Source organism: Phreatobacter sp. GW821-FHT04C01, from assembly GCF_059420385.1.
The window spans coordinates 1-18,523 of record NZ_JBWKTP010000023.1 but is presented as its reverse complement, the minus strand read 5'-3'; the positions used below and the strand labels follow the sequence as shown (position 1 = coordinate 18,523).

Genomic DNA, 18,523 nt, shown 5'->3' with positions numbered 1-18,523 from the left:
GGAAGAGAAGCTGCGCTTCGCCATCCGCGAAGGCGGCCGCACCGTCGGTGCCGGCGTCGTCGCGTCCATCATCGAGTAATTGCGTGGATCAATCGCATCGCGCGATTGATCGGGGAGCCGCGGGGGACTATATCCTGCGGCTCGTTCAGCGGTTCCTCTTAGGGGTATAGCTCAGCTGGTAGAGCGGCGGTCTCCAAAACCGCAGGTCGCGGGTTCGAACCCTGCTGCCCCTGCCAAATTCGAAAACCCCGGCGATGGCATCGCCGGGGTTTTCTTTTGGCCCTATCCTCGAGGCCCTGGTGCCGCCACGCGCGGCTATGGAGCATGGGCATGACGAGGCGCGACATTGCCGGCATTGGCGCTCCGTCCTGGCGAGACCGGCTCGTCTTCGCCTACCTGGAGGAGCCGCCGTTCTGCGGGCGGAACGGCGCGGGGCAGGTGACCGGCTGCGACATCGCGGTCGCGCGCCATGTCCTGTCCGCGGTCGGCGCCGGTCCGGTCGACTTCGTCATGACCGAGTTCGCCGCGCTGCTGCCGGGCCTTGCAGACGGCCGCTGGACGATGACCACGGGCCTTTTCGTCACGCCCGAGCGGGCTCGCCAGGTTGCCTTCAGCCGCCCGATCTGGGCGCTGCCCGACGGCCTGCTGGTGGCCTCGGGCAATCCGCGAGGCCTGACCGGCTATGCCGCGATCGCCGGTGCGGGGCATGCGCGTCTCGGCGTGATCGAAGGCCAGATCCAGCATCAGGCAGCCTTGGCCGCGGGCATTGCGGCGCACCAGGTGGTGATCTACGCAAGCCAGGGCGAGGCCGCCGAGGCGGTGCGGCGCGGCGAGGTGGATGCCTATGCCAGCGTCGCCATGGCCCATCGCGGCTATCTCGCCAAGACCGGCGGGCAGGGCCTGGAGGTCATCGAGATCATGGCGCCGGCGCAGACGGGGGCCTTCGCCTTCACGCAGGCCAATGACGGGCTGGCCGAGGCCGTCGATGCCGCGCTCGAAGGCTTTCTCGGCACGCCCGCCCATCGCGCGCTGATGCGGGCCCACGGTTTCGGCGGCAGCGACGTCGACCGGATCACGCCGCGCTATTGAATGGCAGGCTCCGGCCGGGGCCTGAACACCGTGGGCCGTGCCCGCGCGATCGGCGTTTTCCTTGACGCCTCGCCTGCTTTCGGTTAGCAGACCCTCTCCCTGCCGGCCCGGTGACGGACATCCGGCGGGACGTGCTTCCTTCTTGAGAGGCCGATGCGCCGGCTCCGGTCCGAAATGGACCAGGGCGGTGATCGGCCTTGTTCGGATTCAGTTCATGGCCAAGACCAACCCTTTCGAGTTCATGCAGCAGGTTCGCCAGGAGGCCAACAAGGTCACCTGGCCATCCCGCAAGGAAGTCGGAATCACCACGATGATGGTCTTCATCTTCATGGTCGTGTCGGCGATCTTCTTCTTTGCCGCTGATTCCATCATCCGCTGGGGCGTCCAGACGCTCCTTTCGGTCGGCAGCTGATCGGGAGGACGGCATGGCGAAGCAGTGGTACGTCGTTCACGCCTATTCGAACTTCGAGAACAAGGTCGCCGAGGCGATTCGTGAGGGTGCCGCCCAGCGCGGCCTGTCCGAATTGTTCGAGGACATCCTGGTGCCGAAGGAGCGGGTGGTGGAAGTGCGCCGCGGCCGCAAGGTCGACACCGAGCGCAAGTTCTTCCCCGGTTACGTCCTGGTGAAGATGGACATGACCGATCAGGCCTATCACCTGATCAAGAACACCCCGAAGGTGACCGGCTTCCTCGGCGCCGACAAGAAGCCCATGCCGATCCCGGAAGCCGAGGCGATGCGCATCGCCCAGCAGGTCCAGGAAGGTGTCGATCGTCCGAAGGCCACCGTGTCCTTCGAGGTCGGCGAGAAGGTCAAGGTCAATGACGGTCCCTTCGCGTCGTTCGAAGGGTTTGTGGAAGAGGTCGACGACGCCCGCGCGCGGGTCAAGGTCGCGGTCTCGATCTTCGGCCGGCCGACGCCGGTCGAACTGGAATTCGGTCAGGTCGACAAGCTCTGATCGAAACCGGCCGGCCGGGCCTTGTCCCGGGCGGCCGCATGCCGGAACGGCCTGGCCGTTCCGTTCACCCGTGGGAGGCGAGGGGAGGCGGTCCGCCAGCTCTCCGAACCCGACCACGAAACCCAACCCGACGACCCCCCGAGGGTCTGTTAGGAGGTCATCATGGCGAAGAAAATCGTCGGCTTTATCAAGCTGCAGGTGCCGGCGGGTGCCGCTAACCCGTCGCCGCCGATCGGCCCCGCGCTCGGCCAGCGCGGTCTGAACATCATGGAATTCTGCAAGGCCTTCAATGCGAAGACCCAGCAGATGGAAAAGGGCGTGCCGATCCCGGTGATCATCACCGCGTATCAGGACCGGTCCTTCACCTTCGAAATGAAGCAGCCCCCGGTGAGCTACTTCCTCAAGAAGGCGGCCAAGATCGACAAGGGTCACCCGACCGTCGGCAAGGGCTTCGCCGGCAAGATCACGCGCGCCCAGATCGCCGAGATCGCCAAGGCGAAGATGGTCGACATGAACTGCGACTCGGTCGACTCGGCCTCGTCGATGATCGAAGGCTCGGCCCGTTCCATGGGCCTCGAGGTCGTGGGGTAAGATCATGAGCGGCAAGCGTTATCGCAAGACGGCCGAAGGCATCGACGCCAACAAGGCCTACGCCATCGACGAAGCAGTGAAGCTCATCAAGGAGCGCGCCACCGCCAAGTTCGACGAGACGATCGAGATCGCCATGAATCTGGGCGTCGACCCGCGTCATGCCGACCAGATGGTCCGCGGCGTGTGCAACCTGCCGAACGGCTCCGGCCGGACGCTGCGGGTCGCCGTGTTCGCGCGCGGTCCGAAGGCCGAGGAGGCCCTGAAGGCCGGTGCCGACATCGTCGGCGCGGAGGATCTCGTCGAGATCGTCCAGAGCGGCAAGATCGAATTCGATCGCTGCATCGCCACGCCGGACATGATGGGCCTGGTCGGCCGCCTCGGTAAGGTGCTCGGCCCGCGCGGCATGATGCCGAACCCGAAGGTCGGAACCGTCACCATGGACGTGACCGGCGCGGTGAAGGCCTCCAAGGGCGGCGCCGTCGAGTTCCGCGTCGAGAAGGCCGGCATCATCCACTCGGCGGTCGGCAAGGCCTCGTTCGACCAGGCCAAGCTGGTCGAGAACATCAAGGCCTTCGCTGACGCAGTCGTGAAGGCCAAGCCGACCGGCGCCAAGGGCACCTATGTCCAGAAGATCGCGATCTCCTCGACCATGGGCCCCGGCCTGAAAGTCGAGACGGCGAGCGTGCTCTCCGCCTGATAAAGGCATCGAGCCATTGAAAACGGAAGGCGCGCCACCTATTTGCCGTGGTGCGCCCTCCGGGTCTCCCGGGGGCTGTCGCGCGATTGTCAATGAAAAAATTGTATTCTCCACTTGGCAAGTGGAACAGCCTTTGCTAGATGAGCCGACCTGGGGTGTGGGTGACCGCGCCCCGATTCCGTTTGGGCCATGGATCGCTGTGCAGTTGTCGCGGCGGTCGCAAGCGAGGATCTGACGGCGGAGTGATCCGGGACCTCGATCAGAGTCCGATACGAATTTAACGAGCTTCCGTTCGGGGCAACCCGGGCGGCAAGGCCGGCCGAATTTGTCTCCGCGCCGAAGGGCCAGGAGAGGATGCGGCCGGGATGTCCTGTCCGAGACTGCAGGCGAGGGGGCTTCTCCTCTTAATCGCCAAGCCTGCACAGACGGGTGAAGACCGTTTCACCGGCGGCAACGCCGAAGGACCGGTTCGAACTCAATGCACCTCGGCCGACGGATGGCAACATCCGGCGGTGTCCTGAGGGGACAGGGCCGAACGTCGATCGTTCGGTGGCCGGCTCGAAACCGGCAGCCGATGATCGGCAGGTGCAACCCGAGGGGCCCGCGAGGGCGCCTCGACCTAGAGAGAGCAAAAGTGGATCGCGCGGAAAAGAAAGAGCTCGTCGGCTCGCTCAAGGAGGTCTTCGAGACCTCGAGCGTCGTCGTCGTCGCTCACTATTCCGGCCTCACCGTCGCGCAGATGCAGGACCTTCGTCGCAAGATGAAGGCCCAGGGCGCTTCGGTAAAGGTCGCAAAAAACCGCCTCGCGAAGATCGCTCTCGAAGGCACGGACGTCGCGTCCATTGGAGCCCTGTTGACGGGCCCCACGATCCTGGCTGTCAGCCATGATCCGGTCGCGGCACCGAAGGTCGCCGTCGAATTCGCCAAGGCCAACGAAAAGTTCGTGGTCCTCGGCGGTGCGATGGGTAAGACCGCACTGAACCCCGACGCGGTGAAGGCTCTGGCCACACTGCCGTCGCTCGACGAACTGCGCGCCAAGCTCGTGGGCCTCATCCAGGCTCCCGCGACCAAGCTTGCCCAGCTCTCGACCGCGCCCGCTGCCAAGCTTGCGCGTGTGTTCGCTGCTTATGCCGACCGAGACAAGGCTGCGTGAGGCTCCTCTCACACTCTAACGGTTCGAACCGATCAATAAGGAAGTTTGGAAATGGCTGATCTCGCCAAAATCGTCGAAGAACTCTCGTCGCTGACCGTCCTCGAGGCCGCTGACCTCGCCAAGATGCTCGAAGAAAAGTGGGGCGTCTCGGCCGCCGCTGCCGTCGCCGTGGCCGCTGCCCCGGGCGCTGCCGCTGCCGTGGTCGAAGAGCAGACCGAGTTCACCGTCGTTCTCGCCGCCGCCGGCGAGAAGAAGATCGAGGTGATCAAGGAAGTCCGCGCCATCACCGGCCTGGGCCTGAAGGAAGCCAAGGACCTGGTCGAAGGCGCTCCGAAGGCCGTCAAGGAAGCCGTGTCGAAGGACGAGGCCGAGAAGCTCAAGAAGCAGCTCGAGGCCGCTGGCGCCAAGGTCGAACTCAAGTGATTTGCGTGCGGGCGGCCGTTCAGGCCGCCCGCATGTGCCTTCCCGTCGCGGGCAACTGCGGCGGGGCCAGCGCCGCGTCGCGGCGTGTCTTCGATCCGCGGGTTTGCCCCGCGTAGTGCAACAGGTGTCGAACGCTTGACCGGACGGTCCAGGGTGGTGAAAACCGACCCGTTTTGGACCGTCCGGTCAGGCGTCTGCGGAGAGATGGTTCGTTGATGACCGTTTCTGCCGCTGGGACCAGGGCCGCCGCCGACGCCGAGCGGCCCAAGCGAGGGAGCGACATGGCTCAGACCTTCACCGGCCGCAAGCGGTTCCGCAAGTTCTTCGGTAAAATCAGGGAAGTGGCGACGATGCCGAACCTCATCGAGGTTCAGAAGTCGTCCTATGACCAGTTCCTGATGGTCGACGAACCGCGGGGCGGACGTCTCGACGAGGGACTGCAGGCGGTCTTCAAGTCGGTGTTCCCGATCACCGATTTCTCCGGCAGCGCCATGCTGGAGTTCGTGAAATACGAGTTCGAGCCGCCGAAATACGACGTTGACGAGTGCCGCCAGCGCGGCATGACCTTCGCGGCCCCCCTGAAGGTGACGCTGCGCCTGATCGTGTTCGATGTGGATGCCGATACCGGCGCCAAGTCGGTCAAGGACATCAAGGAGCAGGACGTCTACATGGGCGATATCCCGCTCATGACCTCCAACGGCACCTTCATCGTCAACGGCACCGAGCGCGTCATCGTCTCGCAGATGCACCGTTCGCCGGGCGTGTTCTTCGATCACGACAAGGGCAAGACCCACTCCTCGGGCAAGCTCCTGTTCGCCGCGCGCATCATCCCCTATCGCGGCTCGTGGCTCGATATCGAGTTCGACGCGAAGGACATCGTCTTTGCCCGTATCGACCGGCGCCGGAAGATCCCGGTGACGTCGCTGCTCTATGCGCTGGGCATGGACAACGAAGAGATCCTCTCGACCTTCTACAACCACATCACGGTTTCGAAGGACAAGAAGGACGGCTGGCGGATGCCTTACGACCCGGCGCGTATGCGCGGGTACAAGACCACCACCGACCTGATCGACGCCGACAGCGGCGAAGTCGTGCTGGAAGCGGGCAAGAAGCTCGCCGTCCGCGACGCCAAGAAGCTTGCCGAAAAGGGCCTGAAGGCGCTCCGCATGACCGCGGAAGAGCTGGCTGGCCGCTATCTCGCCGAAGACATGGTCAACATGAAGACCGGCGAGATCTATGCCGAGGCCGGCGACGAGATCACCGAGAAGATGCTCAAGACGCTGGTGGCCGAGGGCTACCACGACATCGAGACGCTCGACATCGATCACATCACCATCGGCGCCTATATCCGCAACACGCTGGTCGGCGACAAGAACATGACGCGCGAGGACGCGCTGTTCGACATCTACCGGGTGATGCGCCCGGGCGAGCCGCCGACCGTCGACACCGCGGAAGCCATGTTCCATTCGCTGTTCTTCGACAGCGAGCGCTACGACCTCTCCGCGGTCGGCCGCGTGAAGATGAACATGCGCCTCGACCTGACCGCCGAGGACACCGTGCGCATCCTGCGCAAGGACGACATCCTGGCGGTGGTCAAGACGCTGGTCGAACTGCGTGACGGCAAGGGCGAGATCGACGACATCGACCACCTCGGCAACCGCCGCGTGCGTTCGGTCGGCGAGCTCATGGAGAACCAGTACCGCGTCGGTCTGCTGCGCATGGAGCGGGCGATCAAGGAGCGCATGTCGTCGGTCGAGATCGACACCGTCATGCCGCAGGACCTGATCAACGCCAAGCCGGCGGCTGCCGCCGTGCGCGAGTTCTTCGGCTCGTCGCAGCTTTCGCAGTTCATGGACCAGACCAATCCGCTGTCGGAGATCACCCACAAGCGCCGCCTCTCGGCGCTTGGACCGGGCGGTCTGTCGCGTGAGCGCGCCGGCTTCGAGGTGCGCGACGTGCATCCGACGCATTACGGCCGTATCTGCCCGATCGAGACGCCGGAAGGTCCGAATATCGGCCTGATCAATTCGCTGGCGACCTTCGCCCGCGTCAACAAATACGGCTTCATCGAAACGCCCTACCGCAAGGTGCGCGACGGCCGGGTCACCGACGAGGTGATCTATCTGTCGGCCATGGAAGAGGGCAAATATGCGGTGGCCCAGGCCAACGCGCCGATCGACAAGTCGGGCAAGTTCGTCGAAGACCTGATCATCTGCCGCCAGGCCGGTGAAGTCCTGCTGCTGCCGGTCGACCGCGTCGATTTCATGGACGTGTCGCCGAAGCAGCTGGTGTCGGTCGCGGCCGCGCTCATTCCGTTCCTCGAGAACGATGACGCCAACCGCGCTCTGATGGGCTCGAACATGCAGCGCCAGGCCGTGCCGCTGGTGAAGGCGGATGCGCCTTTCGTCGGCACCGGCATGGAAGCCGTGGTGGCACGCGATTCGGGAGCGGCGATCGCCGCCCGCCGGACCGGCGTGGTCGACCAGGTCGACGCGACCCGTATCGTTATCCGCGCGACCGAAGATCTCGATCCGACCAAGTCGGGCGTCGACATCTACCGGCTGATGAAGTTCCAGCGTTCCAACCAGAACACCTGCATCAACCAGCGTCCGCTGGTGCGTGTCGGCGACATCGTCAAGAAGGGCGAGATCCTGGCCGACGGCCCGTCGACCGATCTCGGCGATCTGGCGCTCGGCCGCAACGTGCTCGTCGCGTTCATGCCGTGGAACGGCTACAACTTCGAGGACTCGATCCTGCTGTCCGAGCGGATCGTCAAGGAAGACGTGTTCACCTCGATCCATATCGAGGAGTTCGAGGTCATGGCCCGCGACACCAAGCTGGGCCCTGAGGAAATCACGCGCGACATTCCGAACGTGTCGGAAGAGGCGCTGAAGAACCTCGACGAAGCCGGCATCGTCTATATCGGCGCGGAAATGCAGCCGGGCGACATCCTGGTTGGCAAGATCACGCCGAAGGGCGAGAGCCCGATGACGCCGGAAGAGAAGCTGCTCAGGGCGATCTTCGGTGAAAAGGCCTCGGATGTCCGCGACACCTCGCTGCGCGTGCCGCCGGGCGTCACCGGCACGGTGGTCGAAGTCCGCGTGTTCAACCGCCACGGCGTCGACAAGGACGAGCGTGCCCAGGCGATCGAACGCGAGGAGATCGAACGCCTCGCCAAGGACCGCGACGACGAGCAGGCGATCCTCGACCGCAACGTCTATGGGCGCCTCGCCGAAGTCCTGGAGAACAAGACCGGCATCGCCGGGCCGAAGGGCTTCAAGAAGGACACGCTGCTGACCCGCGACCTGATCACGGAATTCCCCCGTGGCCAGTGGTGGGCCTTCGGTGTCGCCGACGATGCGCTGATGGCCGATATCGAGGCCATGCGGAAGCAGTACGACGAATCGAAGCGCCGCCTCGAGCAGCGCTTCCTCGACAAGGTGGAAAAGCTCCAGCGCGGCGACGAACTGCCGCCGGGCGTCATGAAGATGGTCAAGGTCTTCGTGGCGGTGAAGCGCAAGATCCAGCCGGGCGACAAGATGGCCGGCCGTCACGGCAACAAGGGTGTCGTGTCGCGGATCGTGCCGCTGGAGGACATGCCGTTCCTCGAGGACGGCACCGCCGTCGACATCGTGCTGAATCCGCTCGGCGTGCCGAGCCGCATGAACGTCGGACAGATCCTGGAGACCCATCTCGGATGGGCCGCCGCCGGTCTCGGCAAGATGGTCGGACAAGCCTACGACGCCTATATGAAGTCGAAGGACGTCAAGCCGCTCCGGGAAACCTTCGACAAGATCTATGGCGACGACGCCCAGATCCTGGCGCTCGACGAACCGAACCTGGCGGAACTCGCACGCAATACGCGTCGCGGCGTCCATTTCGCCACGCCGGTCTTCGACGGCGCGAAGGAAGCCGATATCGAGCATATGCTGGATACCGCCGGCCTGAACCATTCCGGTCAGGTGAAGCTGTTCGACGGCAAGACCGGCGAGGGCTTCGATCGTCAGGTGACGGTCGGCTATATCTACATGTTGAAGCTGCACCACCTCGTGGACGACAAGATCCACGCCCGTTCCATCGGCCCTTACTCGCTCGTCACCCAGCAGCCGCTGGGCGGCAAGGCGCAGTTCGGCGGCCAGCGCTTCGGCGAAATGGAAGTCTGGGCGCTCGAGGCCTATGGCGCGGCCTATACGCTGCAGGAGATGCTGACGGTGAAGTCGGACGACGTCGCCGGCCGTACCAAGGTCTACGAGGCGATCGTCCGTGGCGACGACACCTTCGAGGCCGGCATCCCCGAAAGCTTCAACGTGCTGGTCAAGGAAATGCGGTCGCTCGGCCTCAATGTCGAGCTCGCCTCCACCAAGCAGGTGCGCGGCCCCGACGACGTCGGCCGGCAGGCAGCCGAGTAATCGTTCGACGCTTATTACGGGATCGGGTTCGCCCGATCCCGGACAAGATGTTCACATCGGTCGGGAGCGTTTCGCCCCGGCCCGGATTTTCTCCCGGTAAACCGGGGCTTTGGAGACGGCGATGAACCAAGAGGTCGCGAATCTCTTTAATCCGACGACGCAGCCGGCGACTTTCGATCAGATCAAGATCTCGATCGCGAGCCCGGAAAAGATCCTGTCGTGGTCGTTCGGTGAGATCAAGAAGCCGGAGACGATCAACTACCGCACGTTCAAGCCCGAGCGCGACGGCCTGTTCTGCGCCCGCATCTTCGGGCCGATCAAGGACTACGAGTGCTTGTGCGGCAAGTACAAGCGGATGAAGTACAAGGGCATCATCTGCGAGAAGTGCGGCGTCGAGGTCACCCTCTCGCGGGTGCGCCGCGAGCGCATGGGCCATATCGAGCTGGCCGCCCCGGTCGCCCATATCTGGTTCCTGAAGTCGCTGCCGAGCCGCATCGGCCTCTTGCTCGACATGCCGCTCAAGGATCTCGAGCGGATCCTCTATTTCGAATATTACGTCGTCCTCGAGCCGGGCCTGACCGCCCTCAAGGAGCGCCAGCTCCTGTCCGAGGAAGAGTATATCCGCGCCCAGGACGAGTACGGCGACGACAGCTTCACCGCCATGATCGGCGCCGAGGCGATCCGTGAGCTGCTGCGCGGCCTGGACCTGGAGAAGCTCGCCGCCGACACCCGCAAGGAGATCTCGGAGGCCACCACCGAGCTGAAGCCGAAGAAGCTCGCCAAGCGCCTGAAGATCATCGAGGCCTTCATTCAGTCGGGCAACAAGCCCGAGTGGATGATCCTGACCGTCGTGCCGGTGATCCCGCCGGACCTGCGTCCGCTGGTGCCGCTGGACGGCGGCCGCTTCGCCACCTCGGATCTGAACGACCTCTACCGCCGCGTCATCAACCGCAACAACCGCCTGAAGCGGCTGATCGAGCTGCGCGCGCCCGACATCATCATCCGCAACGAGAAGCGCATGCTTCAGGAAGCGGTCGATGCGCTGTTCGACAACGGCCGCCGCGGCCGCGTCATCACGGGCGCCAACAAGCGCCCGCTGAAGTCGCTCGCCGACATGCTGAAGGGCAAGCAGGGCCGGTTCCGCCAGAACCTGCTCGGCAAGCGCGTCGACTATTCCGGCCGTTCGGTCATCGTCGTCGGCCCGGAAATGAAGCTGCACCAGTGCGGCCTGCCGAAGAAGATGGCGCTCGAGCTGTTCAAGCCGTTCATCTATGCCCGGCTCGACGCCAAGGGCCTGTCGGCCACCGTCAAGCAGGCGAAGAAGCTGGTCGAGAAGGAGCGTCCGGAGGTCTGGGATATCCTCGACGAGGTCATCCGCGAGCATCCGGTTCTCCTGAACCGCGCTCCGACCCTGCACCGCCTCGGCATCCAGGCCTTCGAGCCGGTGCTGATCGAGGGCAAGGCGATCCAGCTGCATCCGCTGGTCTGCTCGGCGTTCAACGCCGACTTCGACGGCGACCAGATGGCCGTGCACGTTCCGCTGTCGCTCGAAGCGCAGCTGGAAGCGCGCGTCCTGATGATGTCGACCAACAACATCCTGCATCCTGCCAACGGCGCGCCGATCATCGTACCGTCGCAGGATATCGTGCTCGGCCTCTATTACGTGTCGCTGATGTCGGACGGCATGCCCGGGCAGGGCAAGGCCTTCGCCAATATCGGCGAGCTCGAGCATGCCCTGACCCAGAAGGTCGTCACCCTGCATACCAAGATCCGGTATCGCTGGGAGGGCCTCGACGCCGACGGCAACGAAGTCCGGCGCATGTATGACACCACGCCCGGTCGCGTTCTGCTCGGCCAGCTCCTGCCGCGCTCCACCAAGGTTCCCTTCGACGCAGCCAACAAGCTGATGACGAAGAAGGAGATCTCGGCGATGATCGACACCGTCTACCGCCATTGCGGCCAGAAGGAATCGGTCATCTTCTGCGACCGGATCATGGCGCTGGGCTTCTACCATGCCTACAAGGCCGGCATTTCGTTCGGCAAGGACGACATGGTCGTGCCGGACAACAAGTGGCCGATCGTCGAAGAGACCCGCTCGCTCACCAAGGACTACGAGCAGCAGTATCTCGACGGCCTGATCACCTATGGCGAAAAGTACAACAAGGTCGTGGACGCCTGGGCCAAGTGCTCGGATCGTCTGGCGCAGGAAATGATGGGCCGCATCTCGGCGGTCCAGAAGGACGCCAACGGCCAGGACAAGCCGATCAACTCGATCTACATGATGAGCCACTCGGGTGCCCGTGGTTCGCCGACCCAGATGCGCCAGCTCGCGGCGATGCGCGGTCTGATGGCCAAGCCTTCGGGCGAGATCATCGAGACCCCGATCATCTCGAACTTCAAGGAAGGCCTGTCCGTGATGGAGTACTTCAACTCCACCCACGGCGCCCGCAAGGGTCTGGCCGACACCGCCTTGAAGACGGCCAACTCGGGTTACCTGACCCGTCGTCTGGTCGACGTGGCGCAGGACTGCATCATCACCGAGGTCGATTGCCATACCGACAAGGGCATCGGCATGCGGGCGATCGTCGACGCCGGCCAGGTGGTGGCCACCCTCGGCCACCGCATCCTCGGCCGTTCGGCCGCCGTTACCGTCACCGACCCGTCCTCGGGCGCGGTGCTGGTGGAAGCCGGCCGGATGATCCTGGAGAAGGACGTCGAGGCGATCACCGCCGCCGGCATCCAGGAGGTGAAGATCCGCTCGGTGCTCACCTGCGAGACCAAGGTCGGCGTCTGCGGCCAGTGCTACGGTCGCGATCTCGCCCGCGGTACGCCGGTCAATATCGGCGAGGCTGTCGGCGTCATCGCCGCGCAGTCGATCGGCGAGCCGGGTACGCAGCTCACCATGCGCACGTTCCACATCGGTGGCGCGGCGCAGGTGGTCGACACCTCGTTCATCGAGGCGACCTTCGAGGGCACGATCCGGATCCGCAACCGCAGCGTGGTGAAGAACTCGGACGGCGAACTCATCGTGATGGGCCGCAACATGGCGGTGATCATCGTCGATGCCGACGGCTCCGAGCGCGCGACGCACCGTATCCAGTACGGCGCCAAGCTGAGGGTCGACGAGGGCTCGAAGGTGAAGCGCGGCCAGCGCATCGCCGAGTGGGACCCCTATACCCGGCCGATCATCACCGAGATCGACGGTATCCTCGGCTTCGAGGATCTGGTCGACGGCCAGTCGATCGCCGAGACCACCGACGAATCGACGGGCTTCACCAAGCGTATCGTCATCGATTGGCGGACCTCGACGCGTTCGGCCGACCTGAAGCCGGCGCTGGTGATCAAGGACTCGAACGGCAAGATCCAGAAGCTGCCGCGCGGCACGGATGCCCGTTACGCGCTGGCGGTGGAAGCGGTCATCTCGGCCGATGCCGGGGCACAGGTCTATGGCGGCGACGTCATTGCCCGTATCCCGCTGGAAAGCGCCAAGACGCGTGACATCACCGGCGGTCTGCCGCGTGTCGCCGAACTGTTCGAGGCCCGCCGGCCGAAGGACGCCGCGATCATCGCGGAAGTCTCGGGCGTGGTGCGCTTCGGCAAGGACTACAAGCAGAAGCGCCGCCTGACGATCGAGCCTTTCGAGGCCGAGCTCGATGCGGCCGAATACCTGATCCCGAAGGGCAAGCACATCCACTTGCAGGACGGCGACGAGGTGCAGAAGGGCGACTTCATCGTCGACGGCAATCCGGCGCCGCACGACATCCTGGCGGTCAAGGGCGTGGAGGAGCTCGCAGCTTACCTCGTCAACGAAATCCAGGAAGTCTACCGGTTGCAGGGCGTCGTCATCAACGACAAGCATATCGAGGTGATCGTTCGCCAGATGCTGCAGAAGGTCGAGGTCACCGATCCCGGCGACACCGATCTGATCCAGGGCGACCAGGTCGACCAGACGGAGCTCGAGGAAGCCAACGAGGCCATCAAGGACGACAAGAACAAGCGGCCGGCCTCCGGCCTGCCGGTTCTGCTCGGCATCACCAAGGCCTCGCTGCAGACCCGGTCGTTCATCTCGGCCGCCTCGTTCCAGGAGACCACCCGCGTGCTCACGGAAGCTGCCGTCAACGGCAAGTCCGACACGCTGGAAGGCCTCAAGGAGAATGTCATCGTCGGCCGCCTGATCCCGGCGGGTACCGGCGCGACCATGAGCCGGATCCGCGAGATCGCCACCAAGCGCGACGACCTGATCCTGGACGAGAAGCAGAAGACCGCCGGCGTCCAGGCCGGTGCCGCGCCGGTGGAGCTCGCCGCGATCGAAGCTCCGCAGGTGTGATGTCGGGGCAGGGGCATCGCCCCCTGTCTCACCCATAAGAAAAGGGCCGCCCCTCGGGGCGGCCCTTTTTTGTGCTTTGCGCTCCGGAGGCGGCCTATTGCAGTCGGCAGGAGCCGGGCCGGCTGCAGACCAGGGTGCTGGCGCGGCAGATATTGACCTGGCGCTGCTCGAAGCGGCTGTGATCCTCGAACACCACCAGGATGTCGAAGCGGCAATAGCCGCGGTCGCTCTGGACGGGATGGGGGAAGACGCGAGCGGCCCGGCCGGGATCGACGACGCGCCGGCCGAGCAGGTCGTTGCCCCAGCCGCGCGTGTCGACATCGGTCATATGGAACCGGTAGATCGGCACATTCGAGCGGTTGACGACATTGAGCCAGCGCTGCTGGCCGTCGGCGTCGGACGGCGTGCCGGCCGCCAGGGCGGCGCCGAGGCAGCCGAACAGGACCGCGGCCGCCATGGCGGCGACCGAGACGTTCTTCGACTTCATTTCGATGAGTCCTTCATGCGGTCACCGCCGTGATCGCGCCGGGGCGCGCTCGAGGCGGCGACATGCCAACAAAAAGGGCCACACGCAGGTGGCCCTTCCATTTCCGTGATCAGGCGCGGTGGACGTCCGGCCTTACTGGGCCCGGCACTGCCGGGTCGAGTTGCAGACGAGATTGGTCGTCGCACACAGGTTCACGCCGCGCCGCTCGACGCGGGCATTGTTGGAGAACACGACGAGCATGTCGTACTGGCAGTAACCGCGGTCGCGCTGGCGCCGCGTCGGCACGATCCGCATGGAATCGCCGTCGTCGATCGTCTCCTGGCCGAGGCGGTCGTCGCCCCAGCCGCGGGTGTCGACATCGGTCATGTAGAATTCGCGAATCTCGACGCCCGACCGGTTGACGATGTTGATCCAGCGCTGCTGGCCATCCCGGTCGGTCTGAGCCATGGCCGGCGCCGACGCGCCGACCGAGCCTGCAACCGCAATCGCCGCCATGGCAGCAAACACTATGCCTTTAAAAGTCATGATAGGTCATTCCTCTCCAAAAGGGCGTCGGCACTCATGAATGCCGAAAGCCCAGATCTGATCGTCGCACGGCCTGCTTCGGCCGACGCAGTGATCGAATCCCCCCATCAGTCCCCCCGGCACCGCCTTGAAAAGGCCATGCCGCGAGCTTCCGATAGGGCAATATGCGCGAGAAGCCAAGCGCGCACATGCCGTGGATCTACGTATGTCGCCGATTCGACAGGGGGCGACAATCCGGCCGCGAAGCGCTATGGAACGGCGCGGGCAGGGGATGCACCGGCTGCGGTGCCGCAACCGGGCGCGTTAATCGTTTCGTCACGGGGGCGGTAAACGAAACATCGCGTCGTTGGCCGGGTCAACACACCCAAACGCTTGACGGAGCGCGAGTCAGCGTGTAATGCCCGCTCACTCTTCCGGCGTACGTCGGTTGCACACCCGGTCCCGTGGCGGTCCACCGCCCCCTGACCGAAGCAAACCGAGACTACGCCGCCTGACGTCAGTCAGATCCGATTGCATGATCGCCTCGCTTCATCGCGGGTGATCCTCTGTTTTCGCCGGGCGCCGTTTGCCTTCACAGGCAGGCTGAGCGTCCGGTTGTTCGTTTCGCTAATGAGACGGACGTTCCACGCTTTGGTGGGGACCGGGCAGCCGGACCTCGTAAGGTTTAAGGACAAGGCCGCCGATGCCGACCGTCAACCAGCTGATCCGCAAGCCGCGTCAGCCGCGCACCTACCGCGAAAAGTCCCGCCACATGGAGGGCTGCCCGCAGAAGCGTGGTGTCTGCACACGCGTCTATACGACGACCCCGAAGAAGCCGAACTCGGCGCTCCGCAAGGTCGCCAAGGTGCGTCTTACCAACGGCTTCGAGGTCATTGGTTATATCCCGGGTGAAGGCCACAACCTTCAGGAGCACTCGGTCGTCATGATCCGTGGCGGTCGCGTCAAGGATCTTCCCGGCGTTCGCTACCACATCCTGCGCGGTGTGCTCGATACGCAGGGCGTGAAGAACCGCAAGCAGCGCCGTTCGAAGTACGGCGCCAAGCGTCCGAAGTGAGGTTTCCACTGGCTGCTCCGGCCGAGACGCGGTTTGCGTCGGGCCGGAGCGCTGGTGGCTCTAGAAGTTTACGGAGAGAACGATGTCGCGTCGTCACCGGGCAGAGAAGCGGGAAATCATCCCGGACGCCAAGTACGGGAACGTCGTGCTGACCAAGTTCATGAACTCGGTCATGTACGAAGGCAAGAAATCCGCTGCTGAACAGATCGTCTATGGCGCCTTCGATATCATCGAAGCCAAGACGAAGCAGGAGCCGCTGACGGTGTTCCAGTCGGCGCTCGAGAACGTCATGCCGGCGATCGAGGTTCGGTCGCGGCGCGTCGGCGGCGCCACCTACCAGGTGCCGGTCGAGGTTCGCCCCGATCGCCGCCAGGCGCTCGCGATCCGCTGGCTGATCCAGGCCGCCCGGTCGCGCAACGACAAGACCATGGTCGACAAGCTCTCTGCCGAGCTTCTCGATGCTTCCAACAACCGCGGTAACGCCGTGAAGAAGCGCGAAGACACGCACAAGATGGCGGAAGCCAACCGCGCGTTCTCGCACTACCGCTGGTAACGAAACCCAGGCCCCCGACGGACCTGAAGGATCACGATCATGCCGCGCACCCACGCGATCGAGGACTACCGCAATTTCGGCATCATGGCCCACATCGATGCGGGCAAGACGACGACGACCGAGCGGATCCTCTATTATACCGGCAAGTCCCACCGTATCGGCGAAGTCCATGACGGCGCCGCGACCATGGACTTCATGGAGCAGGAGCAGGAGCGCGGCATCACGATCACGTCGGCCGCGACGACCGCCCATTGGGCGGGCAAGCGCCTGAACATCATCGACACCCCCGGCCACGTCGACTTCACCATCGAAGTCGAGCGTTCGCTGCGCGTGCTCGACGGCGCCGTTTGCGTGCTCGACTCCAACCAGGGCGTCGAGCCGCAGACCGAGACCGTCTGGCGCCAGGGCGACAAGTACAAGGTTCCGCGCATCGTCTTCGCCAACAAGATGGATAAGACCGGCGCAGACTTCTACATGTGCCTGGACGACATCAAGAAGCGTCTCGGCGCCAAGCCGGTTCCGATTCAGCTGCCGATCGGCGCCGAAAGCAATTTCAAGGGCGTCGTCGATCTGGTCCGCATGAAGGCCGTGGTCTGGTCGGGCGAGGCGCTCGGCGCCGAGTTCAACGCGGACCTGGAGATCCCCGAGGATCTCAAGGAAAAGGCCGCCAAATATCGTAACGAGCTGGTCGAAGCCGCCGTCGAACTCGACGACGACGCTATGGCCGCCTATCTCGACGGCACCGAGCCGGATGAGGCGACCCTGAAGCGCCTGATCCGCAAGGCCGTGCTGAACGGCGCGTTCTTCCCGGTGCTCGCCGGTTCGGCGTTCAAGAACAAGGGCGTCCAGACCCTGCTCGACGCGGTGGTCGATTACCTGCCGTCGCCGGTCGACGTGCCCGCGATCAAGGGCATCGATCCGCGCAACGACAGCGAGATCGAGCGCAAGTCGTCGGACAGCGAGCCGCTGTCGCTGCTCGGCTTCAAGATCATGGACGACCAGTACGGCGTCCTGACCTTCTGCCGCATCTATTCGGGCAAGCTGGAGAAGGGCACCAGCCTGCTCAATTCCAGCCGCGAGAAGACCGAGCGCGTCGGCCGCATGGTTCTCATGCACGCCAACAACCGCGAGGAAATCGCCGAGGCCTATGCCGGCGACATCGTGGCGCTGGTCGGCCTGAAGGACACCCGCACCGGCGATACGCTCTGCGATCCCAGCAAGCCGGTGATCCTGGAGCGCATGGAATTCCCCGAGCCGGTCATCGAGATGGCGATCGAGCCGAAGACCAAGGCCGACCAGGAAAAGATGGCGCTGGCGCTGATCAAGCTTGCCAGCGAGGACCCGTCCTTCCGCGTGTCGACCGATGCCGAGTCCGGCCAGACCCGTATCAAGGGCATGGGCGAACTGCATCTCGACATCAAGGTCGACATCCTGCGCCGCACCCACAAGGTCGACGTCAGCGTCGGCGCTCCGCAGGTGGCCTTCCGCGAGAAGATCACCAAGAAGGCCGAGATCGACTACACCCACAAGAAGCAGACCGGTGGTACCGGTCAGTTCGCCCGGGTGAAGTTCGTGGTCGAGCCGAACGAGCCCGGCAAGGGTTTCGAGTTCGAGTCGAAGGTCATCGGCGGTTCGGTTCCGAAGGAATATCTGCCGGGCGTCGAAAAGGGCCTCAACTCGGTCATGGGCGCGGGCATCATCGCCGGCTTCCCGGTGGTCGACATCAAGGTGACGCTGATCGACGGCGCCTACCACGAAGTCGACTCCTCGGCGCTGGCCTTCGAAATCGCCTCGCGCGCTGCCATGCGTGAAGCGCTGCAGAAGTGCGGCTCGGTTCTGCTCGAGCCGATCATGAGCGTCGAAGTCGTGACGCCGGAAGAATATACCGGCTCGGTCATCGGCGACCTGAACTCCCGGCGTGGCCAGATCCAGGGCCAGGACATGCGCGGCAACGCCAATGTCGTTCACGCCAAGGTGCCGCTGATGAACATGTTCGGCTACGTCAACCAGCTGCGTTCGTTCAGCCAGGGCCGTGCCAGCTACACCATGCAGTTCAGCCACTATGAACAGGCGCCGTCCAACGTCGCCGCCGATGTCCAGGCCAAATACGCGTAAGCGTTGGTCGCACCTATCGACTGGGGTCTGAAGACCCGACGTCGGAGCGAAGATTGAAGGAGGCCGTCATGGCCAAGGAAAAGTTCGCACGCAACAAGCCGCACTGCAACATCGGCACGATTGGTCACGTCGACCATGGCAAGA

General features: G+C 64.4%; 15 protein-coding genes and 1 tRNA gene. 14 read left to right on the top strand and 2 right to left on the bottom strand.

All coding sequences use genetic code 11. From position 1 onward, the window contains the following. From AC07WJ_RS37005 to rpoC, 11 genes are all read left to right on the top strand, one after another. On the top strand, nucleotides 1-79 hold a 79-nt coding region (locus AC07WJ_RS37005; RefSeq protein WP_445482846.1), incomplete at its 5' end, for an EF-Tu C-terminal domain-related protein. Nucleotides 80-160: 81 nt separating this feature from the next. Continuing rightward, nucleotides 161-236, top strand: a tRNA-Trp gene (locus AC07WJ_RS37000). A gap of 94 nt (nucleotides 237-330) precedes the next feature. Further along, complete coding sequence (locus AC07WJ_RS36995; RefSeq protein ID WP_494939740.1) at nucleotides 331-1,089, top strand: transporter substrate-binding domain-containing protein; 759 nt, start codon at nucleotides 331-333, stop codon at nucleotides 1,087-1,089. A gap of 214 nt (nucleotides 1,090-1,303) precedes the next feature. Continuing rightward, entirely contained in the window at nucleotides 1,304-1,501 is a 198-nt protein-coding gene (gene secE, locus AC07WJ_RS36990) for a preprotein translocase subunit SecE (RefSeq protein ID WP_494939739.1), read from the top strand. A gap of 13 nt (nucleotides 1,502-1,514) precedes the next feature. Beyond that, nucleotides 1,515-2,045: a transcription termination/antitermination protein NusG gene (nusG, locus tag AC07WJ_RS36985; RefSeq protein WP_136964115.1), complete on the top strand. Its 531-nt coding sequence runs from the start codon at nucleotides 1,515-1,517 to the stop codon at nucleotides 2,043-2,045. 162 nt (nucleotides 2,046-2,207) lie between these two features. Next, a complete protein-coding gene (gene rplK, locus AC07WJ_RS36980; RefSeq protein WP_494939738.1) occupies nucleotides 2,208-2,636 on the top strand; it encodes a 50S ribosomal protein L11 in 429 nt (142 codons plus the stop codon). A 4-nt stretch (nucleotides 2,637-2,640) separates the two neighbouring features. Then, nucleotides 2,641-3,333, top strand: coding sequence for a 50S ribosomal protein L1 (gene rplA, locus AC07WJ_RS36975; RefSeq protein ID WP_494939737.1), 693 nt, complete (start codon nucleotides 2,641-2,643; stop codon nucleotides 3,331-3,333). Between the two features lie 634 nt (nucleotides 3,334-3,967). Further along, entirely contained in the window at nucleotides 3,968-4,486 is a 519-nt protein-coding gene (gene rplJ / locus AC07WJ_RS36970; protein WP_494939736.1) for a 50S ribosomal protein L10, read from the top strand. 51 nt (nucleotides 4,487-4,537) lie between these two features. Further along, nucleotides 4,538-4,909 (top strand): 50S ribosomal protein L7/L12, encoded by a 372-nt coding sequence (gene rplL, locus AC07WJ_RS36965; RefSeq protein WP_494939735.1) that lies wholly within the window; start codon nucleotides 4,538-4,540, stop codon nucleotides 4,907-4,909. 281 nt (nucleotides 4,910-5,190) lie between these two features. Further along, entirely contained in the window at nucleotides 5,191-9,318 is a 4,128-nt protein-coding gene (rpoB, locus tag AC07WJ_RS36960) for a DNA-directed RNA polymerase subunit beta (protein WP_494939734.1), read from the top strand. Between the two features lie 121 nt (nucleotides 9,319-9,439). After that, on the top strand, nucleotides 9,440-13,645 hold the full coding sequence (gene rpoC / locus AC07WJ_RS36955) for a DNA-directed RNA polymerase subunit beta' (protein WP_494939733.1): 4,206 nt from the start codon (nucleotides 9,440-9,442) through the stop codon (nucleotides 13,643-13,645). 94 nt (nucleotides 13,646-13,739) lie between these two features. Here rpoC and AC07WJ_RS36950 read toward each other — a convergent pair whose 3' ends face one another. Together AC07WJ_RS36950 and AC07WJ_RS36945 are read right to left on the bottom strand one after the other, a co-directional pair. Next, nucleotides 13,740-14,132: a hypothetical protein gene (locus AC07WJ_RS36950; protein ID WP_494939732.1), complete on the bottom strand. Its 393-nt coding sequence runs from the start codon at nucleotides 14,130-14,132 to the stop codon at nucleotides 13,740-13,742. A 132-nt stretch (nucleotides 14,133-14,264) separates the two neighbouring features. Next, nucleotides 14,265-14,579, bottom strand: a complete 315-nt coding sequence (locus AC07WJ_RS36945) for a hypothetical protein (protein WP_494939731.1) — start codon at nucleotides 14,577-14,579, stop codon at nucleotides 14,265-14,267. Nucleotides 14,580-15,339: 760 nt separating this feature from the next. Here AC07WJ_RS36945 and rpsL point away from each other — a divergent pair. The 3 genes from rpsL to fusA all read left to right on the top strand — a co-directional run bounded on the left by rpsL (nucleotide 15,340) and on the right by fusA (nucleotide 18,379). Next, the gene (rpsL, locus tag AC07WJ_RS36940; RefSeq protein ID WP_038312203.1) at nucleotides 15,340-15,711 is read left to right on the top strand and encodes a 30S ribosomal protein S12; all 372 of its coding nucleotides are present in this window, start codon (nucleotides 15,340-15,342) and stop codon (nucleotides 15,709-15,711) included. A gap of 82 nt (nucleotides 15,712-15,793) precedes the next feature. Then, nucleotides 15,794-16,264: a 30S ribosomal protein S7 gene (gene rpsG / locus AC07WJ_RS36935; protein WP_136964107.1), complete on the top strand. Its 471-nt coding sequence runs from the start codon at nucleotides 15,794-15,796 to the stop codon at nucleotides 16,262-16,264. Between the two features lie 39 nt (nucleotides 16,265-16,303). After that, nucleotides 16,304-18,379 carry an elongation factor G gene (gene fusA, locus AC07WJ_RS36930; protein WP_494939730.1) on the top strand — a complete coding sequence of 692 codons (2,076 nt, stop codon included), beginning with the start codon at nucleotides 16,304-16,306 and terminating at the stop codon, nucleotides 18,377-18,379. Nucleotides 18,380-18,523: the final 144 nt, after the last annotated feature.

Excerpts from the sequence above, each read along its gene's own strand:
- AC07WJ_RS36995 (WP_494939740.1), top strand. The coding sequence starts at position 331 with ATGACGAGGCGCGACATTGCCGGCATTGGCGCTCCGTCCTGGCGAGAC.
- secE (WP_494939739.1), top strand. The coding sequence starts at position 1,304 with ATGGCCAAGACCAACCCTTTCGAGTTCATGCAGCAGGTTCGCCAGGAG.
- nusG (WP_136964115.1), top strand. The coding sequence starts at position 1,515 with ATGGCGAAGCAGTGGTACGTCGTTCACGCCTATTCGAACTTCGAGAAC.
- rplK (WP_494939738.1), top strand. The coding sequence starts at position 2,208 with ATGGCGAAGAAAATCGTCGGCTTTATCAAGCTGCAGGTGCCGGCGGGT.
- rplA (WP_494939737.1), top strand. The coding sequence starts at position 2,641 with ATGAGCGGCAAGCGTTATCGCAAGACGGCCGAAGGCATCGACGCCAAC.
- rplL (WP_494939735.1), top strand. The coding sequence starts at position 4,538 with ATGGCTGATCTCGCCAAAATCGTCGAAGAACTCTCGTCGCTGACCGTC.
- rpoB (WP_494939734.1), top strand. The coding sequence starts at position 5,191 with ATGGCTCAGACCTTCACCGGCCGCAAGCGGTTCCGCAAGTTCTTCGGT.
- rpoC (WP_494939733.1), top strand. The coding sequence starts at position 9,440 with ATGAACCAAGAGGTCGCGAATCTCTTTAATCCGACGACGCAGCCGGCG.
- AC07WJ_RS36950 (WP_494939732.1), bottom strand. The coding sequence starts at position 14,132 with ATGAAGTCGAAGAACGTCTCGGTCGCCGCCATGGCGGCCGCGGTCCTG.
- AC07WJ_RS36945 (WP_494939731.1), bottom strand. The coding sequence starts at position 14,579 with ATGGCTCAGACCGACCGGGATGGCCAGCAGCGCTGGATCAACATCGTC.
- rpsL (WP_038312203.1), top strand. The coding sequence starts at position 15,340 with ATGCCGACCGTCAACCAGCTGATCCGCAAGCCGCGTCAGCCGCGCACC.
- rpsG (WP_136964107.1), top strand. The coding sequence starts at position 15,794 with ATGTCGCGTCGTCACCGGGCAGAGAAGCGGGAAATCATCCCGGACGCC.
- fusA (WP_494939730.1), top strand. The coding sequence starts at position 16,304 with ATGCCGCGCACCCACGCGATCGAGGACTACCGCAATTTCGGCATCATG.